The 16751-nt window shown below is 39.6% G+C and carries 14 protein-coding genes and 2 tRNA genes; 8 read left to right on the forward strand and 8 right to left on the reverse strand.

Annotated elements, in window-relative coordinates; translation table 11 throughout:
* The first annotated feature begins 215 nt into the window (after positions 1–215).
* On the forward strand, positions 216–1463 hold the full coding sequence (locus tag ADHAQ_RS0109240; RefSeq protein WP_026462692.1) for a cation:proton antiporter: 1248 nt from the start codon (positions 216–218) through the stop codon (positions 1461–1463).
* 294 nt (positions 1464–1757) lie between these two features.
* Here the strand turns inward: ADHAQ_RS0109240 and ADHAQ_RS0109245 are convergent.
* Positions 1758–1830: transfer RNA gene (locus ADHAQ_RS0109245), tRNA-Lys, on the reverse strand.
* Between the two features lie 105 nt (positions 1831–1935).
* Positions 1936–2008: transfer RNA gene (locus tag ADHAQ_RS0109250), tRNA-Lys, on the reverse strand.
* Positions 2009–2282: 274 nt separating this feature from the next.
* On the opposite strand from ADHAQ_RS0109250, the gene ADHAQ_RS0109255 reads away from it, so the two are divergent.
* On the forward strand, positions 2283–2816 hold the full coding sequence (locus tag ADHAQ_RS0109255; protein WP_245590591.1) for an SH3 domain-containing protein: 534 nt from the start codon (positions 2283–2285) through the stop codon (positions 2814–2816).
* Between the two features lie 69 nt (positions 2817–2885).
* Here the strand turns inward: ADHAQ_RS0109255 and ADHAQ_RS0109260 are convergent, their stop codons facing one another.
* Positions 2886–3689: an SDR family oxidoreductase gene (locus ADHAQ_RS0109260; RefSeq protein WP_026462694.1), complete on the reverse strand. Its 804-nt coding sequence runs from the start codon at positions 3687–3689 to the stop codon at positions 2886–2888.
* 178 nt (positions 3690–3867) lie between these two features.
* Here ADHAQ_RS0109260 and rlmD point away from each other — a divergent pair, with 178 nt between their 5' ends.
* The 3 genes from rlmD (at position 3868) to ADHAQ_RS25120 (ending at position 6577) form a co-directional block, all read left to right on the forward strand.
* On the forward strand, positions 3868–5283 hold the full coding sequence (rlmD, locus tag ADHAQ_RS0109265) for a 23S rRNA (uracil(1939)-C(5))-methyltransferase RlmD (protein WP_026462695.1): 1416 nt from the start codon (positions 3868–3870) through the stop codon (positions 5281–5283).
* Positions 5284–5289: 6 nt separating this feature from the next.
* Positions 5290–5661: a hypothetical protein gene (locus ADHAQ_RS0109270; RefSeq protein WP_026462696.1), complete on the forward strand. Its 372-nt coding sequence runs from the start codon at positions 5290–5292 to the stop codon at positions 5659–5661.
* A gap of 73 nt (positions 5662–5734) precedes the next feature.
* Entirely contained in the window at positions 5735–6577 is an 843-nt protein-coding gene (locus tag ADHAQ_RS25120; RefSeq protein ID WP_026462697.1) for a DUF1206 domain-containing protein, read from the forward strand.
* Between the two features lie 67 nt (positions 6578–6644).
* On the opposite strand, the gene thiL is transcribed toward ADHAQ_RS25120, so the two are convergent.
* From thiL to ADHAQ_RS0109290, 3 genes are all read right to left on the reverse strand, one after another.
* Positions 6645–7670 carry a thiamine-phosphate kinase gene (thiL, locus tag ADHAQ_RS0109280; RefSeq protein ID WP_026462698.1) on the reverse strand — a complete coding sequence of 342 codons (1026 nt, stop codon included), beginning with the start codon at positions 7668–7670 and terminating at the stop codon, positions 6645–6647.
* Positions 7671–7739: 69 nt separating this feature from the next.
* A complete protein-coding gene (locus ADHAQ_RS0109285; RefSeq protein WP_026462699.1) occupies positions 7740–9461 on the reverse strand; it encodes a M3 family oligoendopeptidase in 1722 nt (573 codons plus the stop codon).
* A 92-nt stretch (positions 9462–9553) separates the two neighbouring features.
* On the reverse strand, positions 9554–10720 hold the full coding sequence (locus ADHAQ_RS0109290; RefSeq protein WP_026462700.1) for a ferredoxin--NADP reductase: 1167 nt from the start codon (positions 10718–10720) through the stop codon (positions 9554–9556).
* A 122-nt stretch (positions 10721–10842) separates the two neighbouring features.
* Here ADHAQ_RS0109290 and ADHAQ_RS0109295 point away from each other — a divergent pair, with 122 nt between their 5' ends.
* Together ADHAQ_RS0109295 and ADHAQ_RS25125 are read left to right on the forward strand one after the other, a co-directional pair.
* On the forward strand, positions 10843–11538 hold the full coding sequence (locus ADHAQ_RS0109295) for a peptidoglycan DD-metalloendopeptidase family protein (protein WP_034256703.1): 696 nt from the start codon (positions 10843–10845) through the stop codon (positions 11536–11538).
* Positions 11539–11595: 57 nt separating this feature from the next.
* Positions 11596–12372 carry a mechanosensitive ion channel family protein gene (locus tag ADHAQ_RS25125; protein ID WP_051359816.1) on the forward strand — a complete coding sequence of 259 codons (777 nt, stop codon included), beginning with the start codon at positions 11596–11598 and terminating at the stop codon, positions 12370–12372.
* A gap of 67 nt (positions 12373–12439) precedes the next feature.
* On the opposite strand, the gene treF is transcribed toward ADHAQ_RS25125, so the two are convergent.
* The gene (gene treF, locus ADHAQ_RS0109305) at positions 12440–14026 is read right to left on the reverse strand and encodes an alpha,alpha-trehalase TreF (protein ID WP_026462702.1); all 1587 of its coding nucleotides are present in this window, start codon (positions 14024–14026) and stop codon (positions 12440–12442) included.
* A 227-nt stretch (positions 14027–14253) separates the two neighbouring features.
* On the opposite strand from treF, the gene ADHAQ_RS27200 reads away from it, so the two are divergent.
* Positions 14254–14670 (forward strand): hypothetical protein, encoded by a 417-nt coding sequence (locus tag ADHAQ_RS27200; RefSeq protein WP_051359817.1) that lies wholly within the window; start codon positions 14254–14256, stop codon positions 14668–14670.
* 72 nt (positions 14671–14742) lie between these two features.
* Here the strand turns inward: ADHAQ_RS27200 and ADHAQ_RS27205 are convergent, their stop codons facing one another.
* Positions 14743–16122, reverse strand: coding sequence for a sensor histidine kinase (locus ADHAQ_RS27205; protein ID WP_169727991.1), 1380 nt, complete (start codon positions 16120–16122; stop codon positions 14743–14745).
* Between the last annotated feature and the right edge of the window lie 629 nt (positions 16123–16751).

Here is a 16751-nt window from a genome sequence, read left to right on the forward strand (position 1 = left end):
CACGCAGCTGCTCAATTACCAGATCCAGCACATTACCTACCCTTACATCTTAAATTTTATTAAATACCAGTACTTTCATAGGTTCTTCATACTTACTAAAGTAAAATACATCCATTTTAAAGCATTTATTTTTCATTCATTTAAGAATTAAGTTATTACTATTTATCAGTCATTCCTGCGTATTTCCCGTACTTCCAAAGTAAATTAAATTATTCATGACTACTTTTATCTTGGTAATTACGGTAATTGGTTTAGCCGCACTAGCCATGGCATGGTTGCCTTCCTTGCTCCAAAATGCTCCTTTTTCTTATGCAATGATTTTTTTAGGATTAGGCTACTTGTTATATAAAATACCGCTAAATCTGCCTGCTCCCGATCCTTTAAAATACAATAACCTGACCACCCGGCTTACAGAATTAGGCGTTATTACCACTTTAATGGGTACAGGCTTAAAAATAAATCGAGATGTAAGTTTAAAGAATTGGAAAATACCACTATTGTTAGTCTCGGTTACCATGCTACTGTGCATAAGCTTTTTAGGTTTTATGGGATGGTGGGTATTAGGCTTCACGCCGGCTGCCGCAGTTTTATTAGGAGCTGTAATGGCACCGACCGATCCGGTTCTGGCAGCAGATATTCAAGTAGGACCGCCCAGCGAAGAGCAGGAAGACCATGTTCGGTTCTCTCTTACTTCTGAAGCAGGCTTAAACGATGGCGTAGCCTTTCCTTTTACCTGGTTAGCTGTAACCCTGGCCTTAGCAAGTCAAACCGGTGAAGCTTGGTTCTGGCCCTGGTTCTGGGATGATTTGATTTATAAAATTGTTTGTGGCGTCGCTTCTGGCTATTTCTTGGGCAGAGCCCTTTCCTACTTACTTTTTGTACTACCCAAGCAAACAAACTTTCCTAAATCACGCGATGGTTTTGTAGCCATTGCAGCTACTTTACTTGTTTACGGGGTAACGGAGTTGGTGCACGGATATGGCTTTATTGCTGTTTTTATAGCCGGATTAACCATTCGTCACCTCGAAAAAAACCACCATTACCACCTGGAACTACATGACTTTACAGAACAAATAGAGAGGTTGTTTTTAGTAATTTTACTTTTATTATTCGGAGGAAGCCTGGCGAATGGATTATTAGATAACCTGACCGGACGAGGAATAGCCGTTGGGCTAGCCTTTATTTTCTTAGCAAGACCACTTACTACTCTGGCAACTTTATACAATCAGAAAATAACTATTCGGGAAAAGCTGGCTATTAGCTTTTTTGGTATCCGGGGTATTGGCTCTTTTTATTACCTGGCCTTTGCCTTAGGTAAAGCAACGTTTCCGGAGGCAAAGGAGCTTTGGGCAATAGCTGGTTTTATAGTTTTGGTTTCTATAATTATCCATGGTGTTTTAGCTGCCCCCACCATGAAATATCTGGATTTAAGAAGAACTCATTCTGATTTGGAAATTAAATGAGGATACACGGCAGCCGTAGTATAAACCAAACCATCAGGTACACACCCTTTTCGTATAAAAGGTTAAAGGTTTAAAATTAGCATTAAACTAAGTTTTAGCTTTAGTTATAACTTCAAGGTAAAAGAAATATTCATTACCAAGATATTACAGGTAAAAATGAGACGTAACTACCTGCTCAAATAATCAGGAGAAAAGCATTTTAGCCATAAGCATGTTGAAAACTTATGTACTCAAAGCTGATGGTATAAAAAAACAAAAGCCTGTAAGAAAATTCTTACAGGCTTTTGTTTTTAGTGATCCCGCTGGGATTCGAACCCAGGACCCATACATTAAAAGTGTATTGCTCTACCAGCTGAGCTACAGAATCAGAAGTAAAATGTAAATGCAAGAACTACGTTCACTAAAAAAACAATTGTTCTTTATTAAAGCTATATGCCTGCTATTACTTAAACAGACAATATTTAAAGCTTTGTGATCCCGCTGGGATTCGAACCCAGGACCCATACATTAAAAGTGTATTGCTCTACCAGCTGAGCTACAGAATCTTTTTACTATCTTTACAACCTTAGGGCGTTTCCCTGAATTGCGATGCAAAAGTAGCGCACTTATTTCAAAATGACAAATAAAAAGAACAAATTATACCTATTTTTTTTAATTTCTTTCCTCTTTTTTTACCAACCTTGTAATAGTCAGGACAATAATTTATTATTAACAAAGGCCGATAGTTTATTTAATCTTCGGAAATATTCCGAAAGTTTCCATATTTACGATTCTATTCTAAAAAAAGATCAATCTTATACGCCGCAAATGCTGCTCAAGATGGCCTTTATTCAAGAGTTAGAAAAAAACTATACCTCCTCTATTTATTACCTCCACCTTTATTACAATAAAACGCCCAACCGGTCAGTCTTAAAAAAAATGGAAGATCTGGCGCAACGCCAGCATTATATGGGTTACGTCTATAGCGACCTTGATTTTTTCCAGACCCAGTTTAATAAACATTACCTGAATATATTGCAGGCTCTGTTGATGGGGGCCGTTGGAATAGGAACCATTCTTTTTATTACCTACCGTAAAAAGCGCTTGCTACCAATTCCCATTCGGGTTTTATTTTTATTCTATTTATTATTTATTGCTTACTACATCAACTTCCTAAGATTTGGCCGGAAAGGAATTATTCAGGAAAATAATGTGGCCATTATGTCGGCGCCATCAGCTGCCTCTACCTGGCTGGCTACTGCAACGGAGGGGCATAAAATAGACCTGAAGGGTGAGCAGGATATATGGTACGAAACAGAATGGATGGGAAAGAAAGCCTACATCCGCAAAAAAAATGTTTTAGAACTTCCATAAGGAGGCTCCATTCAAAAATGGGTTAATTATAACATTTAACTCTATTTAACATAATAAATTAAATACAACCTAAACTGGTGAATCTTTTTCTTTTTTAAAATGATTTAGCACCAGCTTATCTGTTAGCCCCGGTAGCCATTTGTTTAAAAACACTGTTAATTTACCCTGGGTGGTCATTACCAAATCACGCTTACGTTGTTTAGTCGCTTTTAAAATGCGGTTGGCGACCTCTTCGGCACTCATTATATTCCCTTCATCTAGCGGGGATTCTCCTTGCACTGCGCCGGTAGCTGTAAGTGCGGTATTCCGAATGTTAGAGGACGTAAATCCCGGGCAGGCAATCATTACATGTACTCCTTTGTTCATTACCTCCGTCCGTAAAGTTTCCAGGAAACCATGCATGGCAAATTTAGAAGCTGAATAACCTGTACGTGCTGGCAAACCCCGATAACCCGCAATAGAAGAAATACCAATAATAGATCCCTTTGCCTCTATAATGTAAGGCAGGGCAAATTTGGTGGCATAAACGGTCCCGTAAAAATTAATGTTCATTACCTTTCGGATTACATCCAGGTCTAAACTCTCGAACAAGGCCCGCATGGAAATACCGGCATTATTTATTAAAACATCTAGCTGCCCAAATTTGGCAATTGTTTCGGCTACCATTCGTTGGCAATCAGCTTCATTACTTACATCGGCCTTAACTGACAGGTTATCAATATTTTGCTGCTGTAGTTCCTGAGATGTTGCAATCAAGTTTTCCTGATTACGGCCGGTAATTACTACTTTAGCTCCTTCCCTGCCAAAGCTAAATGCCAATGCTTTCCCAATACCAGAGGTACCACCTGTAATCAGAACTACTTTATTTTTCATGATGAATTGCTAAAATCAGGATCTTAAGTGCCTAAATAAGCAACACAAAGGTAAGAGATATCTACCACTTCTGTATAAGCCTTCCTTACTGCTATAATGCAACTTTCACCTCAATCTTTGCTGCTGATGCACTTATAATCTTTAAAAAGAATATTATTTACCGTAATTTTGCGGTACTGTGAGAAAGAAGAAGAAAAAGCATCAGTTTGATATAATTCCGAATATTCGGATTGAAGAAATGGCGGCCGAGGGTAAATGCCTGGCGCGGCACGAAAACCAGGTCGTATTTATTACGGGTGTTGCTCCCGGCGATGTAGTAGATCTAAGAATAACCAAGCAAAAGAAAAATTACCTGGAAGCAGTACCAGTAAAATTTCATGCGTATTCAGATTTACGAACCGAGCCCTTTTGCGAGCATTTTGGCACCTGTGGCGGTTGCAAATGGCAACATATTGGGTACGACACCCAATTATTTTATAAGCACAAGCAGGTAAAAGATAACCTGGAGCGCATTGGGAAAATTGGACATAAGCCAATGGAACCCATTTGGGGCTCAGATAAAACTACTTATTACCGCAATAAGCTTGAATATACTTTCTCCAATAACAGTTGGCTGACTACGGAACAAATTAAGTCAGATCAGGAATACGACCGGGATGCACTTGGTTTTCATATACCGGGTCGATTCGATAAAATATTAGATATTAAGCATTGTTATCTACAACCTGAACCTTCCAACAATATCCGGTTAGCGGTTCGGCAATACGCTAAAATGCATAACCTCGTCTTTTTCGATATGGTAAGGATGGAGGGCTTTTTGCGAAACCTGATTATCCGGACAGCTAATACCGGTGAAATCATGGTTATTCTGCAGGTTTATTTTGAGGACATGCCAGCGATTAATGGCCTAATGGAGCACCTGAAAAATAGTTTCCCCGAAATTAGTTCCTTGCATTATGTAATAAACAATAAAGGAAACGAAACTTTCCACGACCTGGAGGTAATTTGCTACCACGGCCAACCTTACATCCACGAGAGCATGGAAGGCTTACTATTTCGGGTAGGTCCTAAATCGTTTTACCAAACCAACTCTGACCAGGCTTACGAATTGTACCGGATAACCCGTGACATGGCTGGCCTAACCGGTGAAGAAGTGGTATACGACCTGTATACCGGAGCCGGCACCATTGCTAATTTTGTGGCCAGGCAGGCTAAAGAAGTAATTGGCGTGGAGTATATAGCCAGTGCCATAGAGGACGCCAAAATTAATTCTGGCATCAATAATATAACCAATACCAAATTCTATGCTGGTGATATGAAAGATGTTTTGAATGATGATTTCATAGCGGAACATGGGCAACCCGATGTAATTATAACCGACCCTCCCCGCGCTGGAATGCACCCCGATGTAGTTGAAAAGCTAAACCAGATCAAAGCCAAACGAATTGTGTATGTAAGCTGCAATCCGGCTACCCAAGCACGTGACCTTGAAGCTTTATCAGCTAATTACGAGGTAACAAAAATTCAGCCGGTTGATATGTTTCCGCAAACGCACCACGTAGAAAACGTAGTATCCCTTGAACTTAAATTTTAAAGAAGCATGTACAACAACGATCCAGAGCTAAACGGTAAATATTTAGGTACTATTACAAAAGATTTTGCAGCTGTTTCTGATACATTGAAGGAGGCTTCTTACCAGATTCGGAAACGCGAGATTTCCCGTTACCCTATTTTTATTTTCGCGAAGCAGGAAACCTCTTTAGGCTCTCTTTTAATTAATGCAGATGAACTGGCTTTAGATTGGCACATTTATGCTTCCTATTTATACGATTTTGTACAGCGGGATGTCATTAGTGTAGATAAAGTAGAAGACTTTGAACAGGCTTATAAAAACCCTGATGAATTTTGCTGCCTGTTTGTTATAGATGAAGATTTTACAAATTTCGTTTTTATACCATTCCCGGAAGATTAACTAGCTAAGGTCTTGATAACTTAAAAAAAGCTTTTGAGTAAGAATAATAACTTACTACACAAAAGCTTTTTTTATGGATGTTCCTGCTTTTACTTCTAAATTCCCGCCTTCCCACAATTCTAAAATTGATACCTTTGCCCGGGTCGGGTTAACTGCCAAAGGAATAGTTTACTGCTTAATCGGCACCTTAGCTTTTATGGCCGCCTTGGAAGTTAATGGCCAAACCGCAAAAGATTCTGGTATAAAGGGTATATTTAAATTTATCCAGGAACAGCCATTTGGCAAATTTTTATTGGCAGTTTTGGGCGTAGGCTTACTTTCCTATACCATTTGGCGCTTAGCCATGGCCATTTTAGATACCGAAAATAAAGGAACCGATTTAAAAGGAATAGGTCGTAGAGTTGGTTATGCCTTTACTGGATTAGTTTATGGTGCTTTTGCTTTTTCGGCTTTTTCTCTGAATAATGGACCTGGCGGAAATAATAGCGATACTAATTCCCGCCAAGTACTTGCCGAAAAACTCCTTCATCAACCGTTTGGGCAATGGCTGGTAGGCATTGTTGCAGCAGGTACTATTCTAGCTGGTTTATATCAAATTTACAAAGCTTTTTCGGGAAAGTATTTAAAGAAAATCCAATCTATGGGGTACAATTCCGAAACCAAAAATCTGCTTTGCCGAGCGGGGAAAGTAGGACATATTGCCCGGGGAGCCGTTTGGCTTGTAATTGGGTATATGCTATTTAAAGCCGCTTATAATACCAATTCCAAAGAAGCCGGCGGTACGGAAGAAGCCTTTCAATTTTTAGAAAAAAACACCCACGGTTCCATAATATTAGGTGCTTTAGCCTTAGGATTTATAGGCTATGGCATTTTCATGTTTGTCCGGGCCAGATACGAAGTGATTAATACCCCATAAACAAATAAATAAAAAGCCCATTTAACAATGGGCTTTTTATTTATTTGTTTATTCAGACTTGCTGTTCTTAAAAGTGGGTCCAGCCCTGTGCTTTAATAGGGAAGGTATTACCACTTGGCGTTACCAGCCTCACGCCTTCCGAAGCTTCCGTTATTTTACCAATAATTGAAATATCCGGGTGGTTTTTAAGTTTATCAAAATCAGCTAATTTTACTGTAAACAACAATTCGTAGTCTTCGCCACCGTTCAAAATACACATAACCGGATCTAACCGAAACTCATCAGCGGTATTTAACACCTGCGGATCAGCGGGCAATTTATCCTGATAAATGGCGGCTCCTACTTTAGACTGGGAGCAGATATGCATTAATTCTGAGGCCAATCCGTCCGATATATCAATCATAGAAGTAGGTTTAATACCTAACTCCTTTAACTCATGAATTACATCCATCCGAGCTTCGGGTTTTAGTTGCCGTTGTACCAAATATTCTTTTTCCTGTAAATCCGGCTGCATCTCCGGGTTATCTAAAAACACCTGCTTTTCGCGCTCCAGCACCTGCAAACCTAAATAGGCGCCGCCCAAATCGCCGGTAACACAAACTAAATCATTTACCTCAGCTGTGCTGCGCAATACGGCCTCACCGGCCGCTACCTCTCCTATTGCCGTTACACTGATCACTAACCCCCCTTTAGAAGAAGTTGTATCACCACCAACTAAATCTACTTTATAATTTTCGCAAGCAATCCGGATGCCTTCATATAAGTCTTCAATAGCCTCCACAGTATAGCGGGCTCCAATAGCCAAACTAACAGTTATTTGAGTAGGAATAGCATTCATAGCTGCTATATCAGACACGTTCACGGCTACAGCTTTGTATCCCAGGTGGCGCAACGGACAAAAAGTTAAATCAAAATGAACGCCTTCTACCAGCATATCCGTAGAAACAACAATGTTTTTCTGACCCGGTTCCAGTACGGCGGCATCATCTCCAATCCCAATTTTGGTAGATGCATTCTCCAGTTTAATATTTTCCTGAATCTTCCGGATTAACCCAAATTCGCCTAAATCACTTAGGGCTGTATATTCACTCATATTATTTTTTTATTTATTTACAGGACTCCTCAGCAAGTAATCCTGATGTAAAAATTTAAGCCAGGATTCTTATAATTTAGCCATTTCTGCTCTTACAAATTCAGCCAGGCTCTTAATGTACTCCGCTGAAAAATCAAACTTAATACCGGCGGCCGCATAAACCTCTCCAATAGATTTGGTGTAGCCCAGACTTAATGCATTTTTATAGCCTTCTAAACCAGCCAGCGGGTCTTGTTTAAAGTTTTTCCAAACGGCTATTGCGCCCAATTGAGCCATAGCATATTCAATGTAATAAAAAGGTACTTCGTACAGGTGCAGCTGTTTCTGCCAGATATAAGGCTTATATTGTTCTAAACCGGCCCAACTCACTTCGTGCTGATTAAAACTATTGAAAATTTGCAACCAATTAGCTTCGCGCTCTTCCAGCGTATGATTGGGGTTTTCATATACCCAATGCTGAAACCGATCGATGGTGGCTACCCACGGGAATGTTTCCAATACACTTTCCAGATGGGTTTTCTTGGCCCGACGCAGCTCATCTTCATCTTCAAAAAATAAATCCCAATGGTCCATACTGATTAATTCCATGGACATGGAAGCTAATTCAGCCACTTCTGAAGGCGGATGCTTGAAGGCGCCTAAAGATAAGGGGTGCGTTAAAAAAGAATGAACAGCATGGCCACCTTCGTGCAGCATCGTTACTACATCGCGTAGCGAGGAAGTAGCATTCATAAAAATAAAAGGCACACCAGTTTCGTCTAAAGGATAGTTATACCCGCCGGGTGCTTTTCCTTTCCGCGATTCCAAATCCAGGCGATTCATGTTCTTCATGGTTACCAGGCAATCGCCGAGAAACTGGTCTAAGCGGTAAAAGCAGTCAATAGTTTTCTGCAGTAATTCCTCACCGGTTTTAAATGGCTCCAAAGGTGCCTTACCAGAGTCATCTACATCTAAATCCCAAGGCTTTAACTCCTCCAATCCCAGGTTTTGTTTCCGTTTCTGGTCTATTTCATCTATAATTGGCACCACCGTAGCCCGAATTGCTTCATGAAAATCAAAACAATCCTGAGGGGTGTAATCAAAACGGCCCAGGGAGGCAAACATATAATCACGGAAGTTGGCAAAACTGGCATTTTGAGCTACCTGGTGCCGCAAATGAATAAGCTCTGAATATAAATTGTTTAGCTCATCCCGGTCTTGTATGCGCCGGTCCTGAATAGCTAAATATGCTTCCCGCCTGATGTCGCGGTTCAGGTTCTTTAACCGGTCAGAAGCCCGTTGCAAGGTCATTTCTTCCCCATCAAGGGTTACCGTCATAGCTCCGGTTATGGCTGCATAATGCTGTTGTTTTGTAGTAATTTCTGTATTCAGCGGAATGTTTTCTTCCCGGAATATTTCGATTGCTTTTTTAACTGAACGCAAATAAATCCGGTATTTCTCCTGATCTAACTCCTGCAGATACGGCGACTCTACCAGTTTTACATTATAGGCATGGTCGTAAGGGGCGGCTTTGGGCTCTATTTCGCTTACAAAGTATTGGAAAGCTTCAGTGGCTTTTTCATCCTGGGTATCGCAGGTCATCCGAACATAGCGCCAACCCATATCCTCTCCCAGTATGCTTTCTAATTCACTTCGATCCAGGAGCCATTGCTCTAACTCCTGGGCAGAATGTATGGGCCTGTTCTTTAAATCCTCCAGGTATGGTTCCAGGGTATCCCAGTTAGTTACCTTATAATCCGGAGGTAAAAAAGTACGTGGTTTTGGTTCTAAAACAGCTGTATTTTGTGTCATATAATTCTAGATTTGAGTAATTAGGTAAATGTTAAAATTCAGTTAAGAAGACTTCAGCTGATAAGTAATTACCTAAAATTCTAAAAACATTTTTAGCCTATCTCAATTACCACATTGTCAGTAATTGGGTGGCCAACGCAGTTTAATACGTAACCTTCGTTAATTTCGGCATCTGATAAGCCATCCCTTTCATCTAGGTGCACTTTACCCGATAAACATTTGCCCCGGCAAGCGGTGCATAAACCAGCCTGGCACGAATAAGGTAAATCTATCTCTTGGGCTAAGCCAGCTTCCAGAATAGTCTGACCTTTTTTTACAGGGACTTTGTATTCAGCACCTTCGTAAATTAAAGTTACCAGGTGCTCCTCCTTTTTCTCCCCAGTCTCTTCCAGCGTTACACTTCCCTCCAAAGGCTGCTGTTTCTCTTTTTCGGTTACAAAGCTTTCCTTATAAATACGCTCTGGCGCAACTTTTAATATATTCAGGGCTTCCCGGGCTTCCGTCATCATACCTTCAGGACCACATAAATAATATTCTGTATTTGGAGCGCCTGAAAAGTTAAGGTTTTCCAGTATCTGAATAAGCATTTTTCGGTTTAAACGGCCGGTATATTTATGTAGAGTCGGCTCAACTGGGGCCGGCTCTTCTTTCTTCTTAGAAAATAAAGAAGAAAGGCTCTTAAAAACACCTGACTTTTGCGTTTCACCCGAACTTTTAGGCTGGCTAAATACATGCTCTACCGCAAACCGGCCAGCGTATTCTGCTACCATATCAGTTAGCTTATTTTTGAAAATAACCGTGCCTTCGTTTCGGTTACCATATATTAAGGTTACCCGGCTCTTAGGTTCATCGTGCAGAACAGCCTTCGCCATGGCTAGTAAGGGAGTAATACCGCTGCCGGCCCCAATCAAAACCATATTTCGGCTATTAGCTGGATTAGTATCTACTTTAAAATTGCCCAAGGGCTCCAAAACCTCCAGTTCCATGCCTAGTTTACAATCATCAACCAGGTAATTGGAAACTAAACCATTCGGAACCCGTTTGACCGTAACGGCTAATTGGGGCGCTTCGTACGGCGCAGAGCTTAATGAATAAGAACGTCTTTCCTGCTTCCCATTTACCGGAATGATTAAGGTTAAAAACTGTCCGGCTTTACTCGGAATATTTTTACGCTCAGGATGTTCAAAATGAATGGTAACAGCATCAGGTGTTTCGCGGGTAACAGCAACTACTTTTAGTTTGGTATATTGGTTACTCATGTATATTTACAAAAGTGAAATTCTATAATAACTAAATTTTGCGGCCAAAGTTACGACTTAATATTTTAGGTATGATATGAAATTACCATCTGCTACCTTTGGCAACCTCTTTTCAAAAACAAATGCAAACCCAAACTTTAATTCAATATTTAGAACAAAACCAGGAAGAAATTGGCCCGGTTGTACCGCATGATTTAAGCGCTCCCAATGTATGCCGTTTAGATTTAACAGCTAATAATCAGGCATTAGCCCATGCCAATTTAACCAATACCCAGGCTTTTGATGAATTGATAAACGAAATGCTTCAAATCCAAAATGCTACCATCGGGGTAGGCGGCTATTTAGAAGACCGGGTAATTTACCGTCGCAGTCAGCACTTTGATGCTTTACAGGATAAACGGAGCGTGCATTTAGGTATTGATATCTGGACCGCCGCTTTTACTCCTATACTGGCTCCGCTGGACGGACGGGTACACAGTTTCCAGGATAACAATAACTTTGGCGATTATGGTCCTACCATAATATTGGAGCACGAACTGGAAGAAGGTAAATTTTATACGCTATACGGACACTTAACCCGTACTTCTTTACAGCACCTGCACCCTGGTCAGATTATTAAAAAAGGAGAAGAATTTGCCCAGTTTGGGCCTTTCCCGGAAAATGGTGATTGGCCTCCGCACTTACATTTTCAGTTAATGACTGATTTATTAGGAATGATGGGAGATTTCCCGGGAGTATGCACTCTTAAACAACAAGATCAATTTTCAAAAATTTGTTTAGACCCAAACCTCATCTTAAAAAGCAAAGTATTAGCTTAGTTATATATACTTTAATGATAAAGTCAAAAAATTTTAAACTACTCTAAATCCGAGGTTATGTTTGATTTTGAAAAATACCGGGAAACCATCACCCAGCTATTTCTTATTTATGGTGCTCGTTTGGTGGTTGCTCTGGTTATACTATTTATCGGGCTTTGGCTTATTTCAAAAATTATAAAGTTCCTGGACTATGAAATGCAAAGCCGGCAGGTAGATGCCTCTCTTCGTCCCTTTTTAAGGAGCCTACTTAATATTTCGCTAAAAATCCTACTTCTAATATTAGTTATTTCCCAATTAGGAATGGAAATGACCTCATTCTTTGCTGTTTTGGGTTCAGCAGGTTTAGCGGTAGGTTTGGCTTTACAAGGCAGTCTTTCCAATTTTGCCGGTGGTATATTAATTTTAGCGGTAAAACCTTTTCGAGTGGGTGATTACATAGAAGCCCAAAATGTGGGCGGTACCGTTGCAGAAATTAATATTTTACATACTATAATTAAAACCACTGAAAACAAAACAATATTTATACCTAATGGGCCTTTAGCTGCCTCTACTATTGTAAACTACGATGTGGAGGAAACCCGCCGGACAGATATCAGAATTCAGATTAAATATGATAACGACATAGATGCTGCTAAAGCGCTTATTACCAACTTACTTTTAGCAGATCAACGCATTATAACCAATCCTGCACCTCAGGTGTTAACGGAAAATACGCCGGCCGGAGTAATTCTTATTACGCGGGTTTGGGCAGATAAGCAGCACATTGGCAGCCTGACCAATGACTTGCATGATATAATTAGAAGTACCTTACAAAAGCAAAATTTTAATATTTAGCTCCTTAAATAAAAGGCTGTATTTATTTGAAATTTTACCAGAAAACGCAATAACTTCTAATTCTGCTTTAATTAGCAGGATCAGAAAACAATCTTAACAAAACACCATTAGTCCAGCCGAAACCATCCTGGAGCGGGTACTCCCCGCCGCCGCCTTCCAAATTAATGTCCAGTACATTGTATTTCTCCACCAGTTTACCACTCTTTTTATAAATATTGGTATTTAGCTTAATCCAGTTTTGGGCTATAGTCTGGGCTAATTGCTGATGCCCATATTGGCGCAAACCCTGAATACTCATCCATTGTAAAGGAGCCCAGCCATTAGGCACATCCCATTGTTCGCCGGTATCTGTTAAAGTAGTTACAACACCTCCTGGTTTAAGAAAGTCGGCTTCTATTTTGCGGGCTACAGCCGCGGCCTGTTTATTCTTTGCCAGGTTAAAAAACAATGGTACTACAGCGGCTAAAGTAGGAATATTAGTGGTGGTGCCTTTCACAAAATCATAATCATAAAAAAACCTATCCCCGTTATTCCAGCAATATTTAAGTAAAGCCTTGCTCCTAGCTTTTGCTACTTGCTTATAAAATTTAGCGTCTGAATTGTTTCCGCTTAATACGGCCATTTCGGCCAAGGTAATTTCCATGAAATATAGCAAAGCATTTAAATCTACCGGAATCAGTTCAGAGGTCCGAATTGTAGCCAACGATTTTCCATCAGCAAACCAGCGGCTGCTAAAATCCCAACCTGATTCGGCAGCTGCTTTAATATGCCGGTAAATTTCCTCCGGCTTTCTGCCCGACTCATGTGCTAAGGTAATATCTTCCTTATATGGTTCCGGACGGGGTGTTGGGTTATCATCCCAATAACGGTTTAGGATACTACCATCGGGCAATTTTACCACCCGTCGGTGCTCTTTATTGGTTGCGTTAAGTTGTGAAGCTCCATCCATCCAAAAGTTGTATTCTTTTTTAAGGGCTGGTTCATATTTTAATAGAATATCTTTTCCTTTTACCTCCGCCAGCACCTGCAACATAAGAGCATAAAATGGCGGCTGCGACCGGCTTATGTAATAGCTACGGTTTCCATTAGGAATGTGCCCTACGGTATTGATTAAATAAGTAAAATTATCAACCATATTTTGAATCAGATCTGCTTCGCCACTTACCTGTAACCCTAATATGGTAAAATAACTGTCCCAGTAATAAATTTCCCGGAATCTGCCACCCGGAACCACATAAGCGTGTGGCAACGGAATAAGCGAACTTTCTTCAGCGTCGGGTTGCCGGGTTAATACCGGCCACAATCTTCGGATATGCTGATCGACGGAAAGACTTGGATCGGAACGAAAATTATTAGCAGGCTCCGGAGGCAGTTTAAAATATTGTAAAACAAATCTATTTAAGTCAAAGCCTGGTTTATTTTTTTCCTGCCGGTAAGCATCCAAAATTTCCCTGGGAGGTTTAACTGGTATGCAATCAGGAAAAGTTTTAGAATCGGGGAAAACAGGCTTAAGCTGAACCTCCGCAAATAATTCTTCCAGCTCCTCTGCTGGCCGAAATTGTGCCTGTAAGGAAAATGTGAAGCTTTGAATCAGAAATAATAAGAAAGCTAGTATTTTGTATTGGCTAAATAGAAGCTTAGTCGGTTTTTGCATAATAAACGCTTAATTAAGCTGCTTATACGTAGCATAGGAAAAATTAGCGGCAGGAAATATTATATCTGATTGTAAGCTTAGAAAGCAAGAGTCGATATTTCTTCGGCTGTAAACCTATTAGCACAACCACAATTCTTTTAGATCTTCCAAAGAAGAAATAAGTAAGAAAGAGCATTTTCTTTTCTATCTATTCTCTAAATTTGCAGCCATTTTCATGGAGGTTTTAGATGGAGAGTATTCTTGGAATTTTACTGGCTGGTTTAGGCTGCTTTTTGCTTATTTATTATATCTGGCAAAAGTTACGGCTTTGGTTCTTGCCAAAAATTTCACCCGAAGCCAAAGCCTTGCACCGGGCTTTAGTTGAAATGGGAATACCGGCAAAACTGGAGTTTTTTGATGGTTATAAAACCGTAGACATCGCCGTACCGGATGCCAATATTCATATTGAAGTGGATGGTTCTCATCATAATACCATTGCCCGCCAAGCCTTGGCTGACTTAAAACGGACTTATTATTCCTTGCAACAAAATATTTATACCATTCGGATTCCTAATTCCTTGATTCGCCATAACCTGGACGATACGGTGGAATATGTGAGCCGCATCATTCAAACTAATTATAACAAAACCCGCAGGAGAAAATAGCAAAGGGTAGGCTGGGCGGTTTTACTTTACAATAAAGACCTGTAGAAAAATTATTTCTATGGGTAAGCTAAATTATCTTTGCTCCGGAAAGAATAAATGAAAAGTGGCACCTTTTCCTGGCTGACTATCAACCTGAATCTGCCCGTTAACCCTATCCATTATTCGTTTTACAATATAAAGCCCTATTCCGGTTCCTTCGGCTAGGTTATGCATTTTTTTAAACAAACCAAAAATTTTATCAGTAGTAGCCGGATCAAAGCCTATACCATTGTCCTGTACAGACAGAACAGTAAAATCCGGTAACTTCTTTGTGCGAATATAAATTCGTGGTGCTCTTTGGGGAGAGCGGTATTTTATAGCATTCTGAATAAGATTAAACAGGATTATCTGGAAATTATTTCTAGAAAAGTAAATATGGCCAGTTTCATTTAAATCTAATATAATTTCTGCTTTAGTTTCTTCAAATAAAGGTGCAATGGTCTGCTGAATTTCGGTCGTAATTTCTTCAATTGATATTATTTCCGTATCAGAAAAACTACCTTCCTCCTCAATACCAGATACCAGAGCCAAATCTTCTATTACTTCTCTTAACGTTAAACTGGCATTTTCCAGCATCTGGATTAAAATTTTAGGTTCCTCTTCTTGGTAACAGTTGCTATCTTTTAATGCATAAGTAAGGCCCTCTATATTAGCAATAGGGGCTTTTAAGTCGTGCGAAGCCGTATAAATAAAATTATCCAGATCCGTATTTGTGCGCACCAGTTTGTTATTTTTCTTTATTAATTCTTGATTTAAATGATTTAAATCTACTTTTGCTTTCTCCAGATTTTGGGTACGTTCATCTACTTTTTTCTCCAGTTCCTGATTAAGGGTAAACAAGGATTCCTTGACCATAAGAAGTTCTGAGTTGGATGTAGCCAGTTCATGGTTTAAGTGTCTTGCTTTATGCATTGCCTCCTTGGTTTTTCGGTAAGCAAATATGGCTACAATTAGAGAAAGTAAAGTAGCAACAACCATTGTAATGGGCGTAACAAAAGAAGAAGTTCGTACCTGATCGTACCGAATTTCCTTAAGCCGGAGTTCTTCGGCCTGCATCCTTTTTATTACCCGCCGAATCTGATCCATAACCCGCTTTCCTTCTTTACTGGAAACTACAAAGTGGGCTTGTTGTACATTGCCTGCCTTTTCAAACTCAATAGTCCGATTCAAGATACTAAAACGTTTTTCTACCAAGGTAATCAGGGTATCCAGCTTTTGCTGCTGACTCGGGTTATCAATGGTAAGATTTCTAATTGCTTTATAACTCTGAATGGTGTTATAGTAAGATCCAATGTAGGGTTCTAAGAATTCTTCATCATTTGTTAATAAAAACCCTCGCTGACCGGTTTCGGCATCCTTTAACAAAGACAATATATTCTCCAGCTTTAATAAGACCTGGTTTGTATGCTCCACCCAATCTGCTTTGTTTACTAACCGATTCAGACTCCATAAAGAAAGGCCAAAAACTATAATTAATAAGCAGCAAGTGGTTATAAAACTTAACCTTATGTTTCTAGGAATTTTATGGTCCATGCTGGTGAAGAATGCTGTTGGGCCATATACGTTAAAATAAAAGAGGAAAGCTATACCTGATAAGGAAGAAACTAACTATCTAATAGTATAGCTATCCTATTAGCATTGATAATTCGCGTCAGAAGTAAAGGCTATTTCACGAAATCCAGCAGTGCTTTACCAGTAATAGTTTAGGGGAAGGTGATATTTCCTGGCGTTGATACACCAGGAAATGTTAAGATTTTATTTTTAAGACGGTAGCCAAAACAGGGATAATAAATAATCAGAAGGAGAATTCTTCTTGAATTATATGCAATAAAGAACAGGATAAAACATGTAATTACAACATTTTATTTAGCTGTTCTTTTATTTTTTAGTCTATTTTTTCTAAACCGGTATAAGCTATACTCACTCTTAACATCCCGGTATAATAATTTAAGACAATAAAGAAATACTATCCCAACAACGGTTACAAGTACGATAGTAAAAATATTCCCCATTCTAAATTGGTAAAATTAATTTTCAATAGG

Source organism: Adhaeribacter aquaticus DSM 16391, from assembly GCF_000473365.1.
Taxonomy (GTDB): Bacteria; Bacteroidota; Bacteroidia; order Cytophagales; family Hymenobacteraceae; genus Adhaeribacter; species Adhaeribacter aquaticus.

Bases quoted from the DNA above. Each gene is read 5' to 3' on its own strand.
- ADHAQ_RS0109240 (WP_026462692.1), top strand. From the start codon at position 216: ATGACTACTTTTATCTTGGTAATTACGGTAATTGGTTTAGCCGCACTA.
- ADHAQ_RS0109255 (WP_245590591.1), top strand. From the start codon at position 2,283: ATGGCCTTTATTCAAGAGTTAGAAAAAAACTATACCTCCTCTATTTAT.
- ADHAQ_RS0109260 (WP_026462694.1), bottom strand. From the start codon at position 3,689: ATGAAAAATAAAGTAGTTCTGATTACAGGTGGTACCTCTGGTATTGGG.
- ADHAQ_RS0109270 (WP_026462696.1), top strand. From the start codon at position 5,290: ATGTACAACAACGATCCAGAGCTAAACGGTAAATATTTAGGTACTATT.
- ADHAQ_RS25120 (WP_026462697.1), top strand. From the start codon at position 5,735: ATGGATGTTCCTGCTTTTACTTCTAAATTCCCGCCTTCCCACAATTCT.
- thiL (WP_026462698.1), bottom strand. From the start codon at position 7,670: ATGAGTGAATATACAGCCCTAAGTGATTTAGGCGAATTTGGGTTAATC.
- ADHAQ_RS0109285 (WP_026462699.1), bottom strand. From the start codon at position 9,461: ATGACACAAAATACAGCTGTTTTAGAACCAAAACCACGTACTTTTTTA.
- ADHAQ_RS0109290 (WP_026462700.1), bottom strand. From the start codon at position 10,720: ATGAGTAACCAATATACCAAACTAAAAGTAGTTGCTGTTACCCGCGAA.
- ADHAQ_RS0109295 (WP_034256703.1), top strand. From the start codon at position 10,843: ATGCAAACCCAAACTTTAATTCAATATTTAGAACAAAACCAGGAAGAA.
- ADHAQ_RS25125 (WP_051359816.1), top strand. From the start codon at position 11,596: ATGTTTGATTTTGAAAAATACCGGGAAACCATCACCCAGCTATTTCTT.
- treF (WP_026462702.1), bottom strand. From the start codon at position 14,026: ATGCAAAAACCGACTAAGCTTCTATTTAGCCAATACAAAATACTAGCT.
- ADHAQ_RS27200 (WP_051359817.1), top strand. From the start codon at position 14,254: ATGGAGAGTATTCTTGGAATTTTACTGGCTGGTTTAGGCTGCTTTTTG.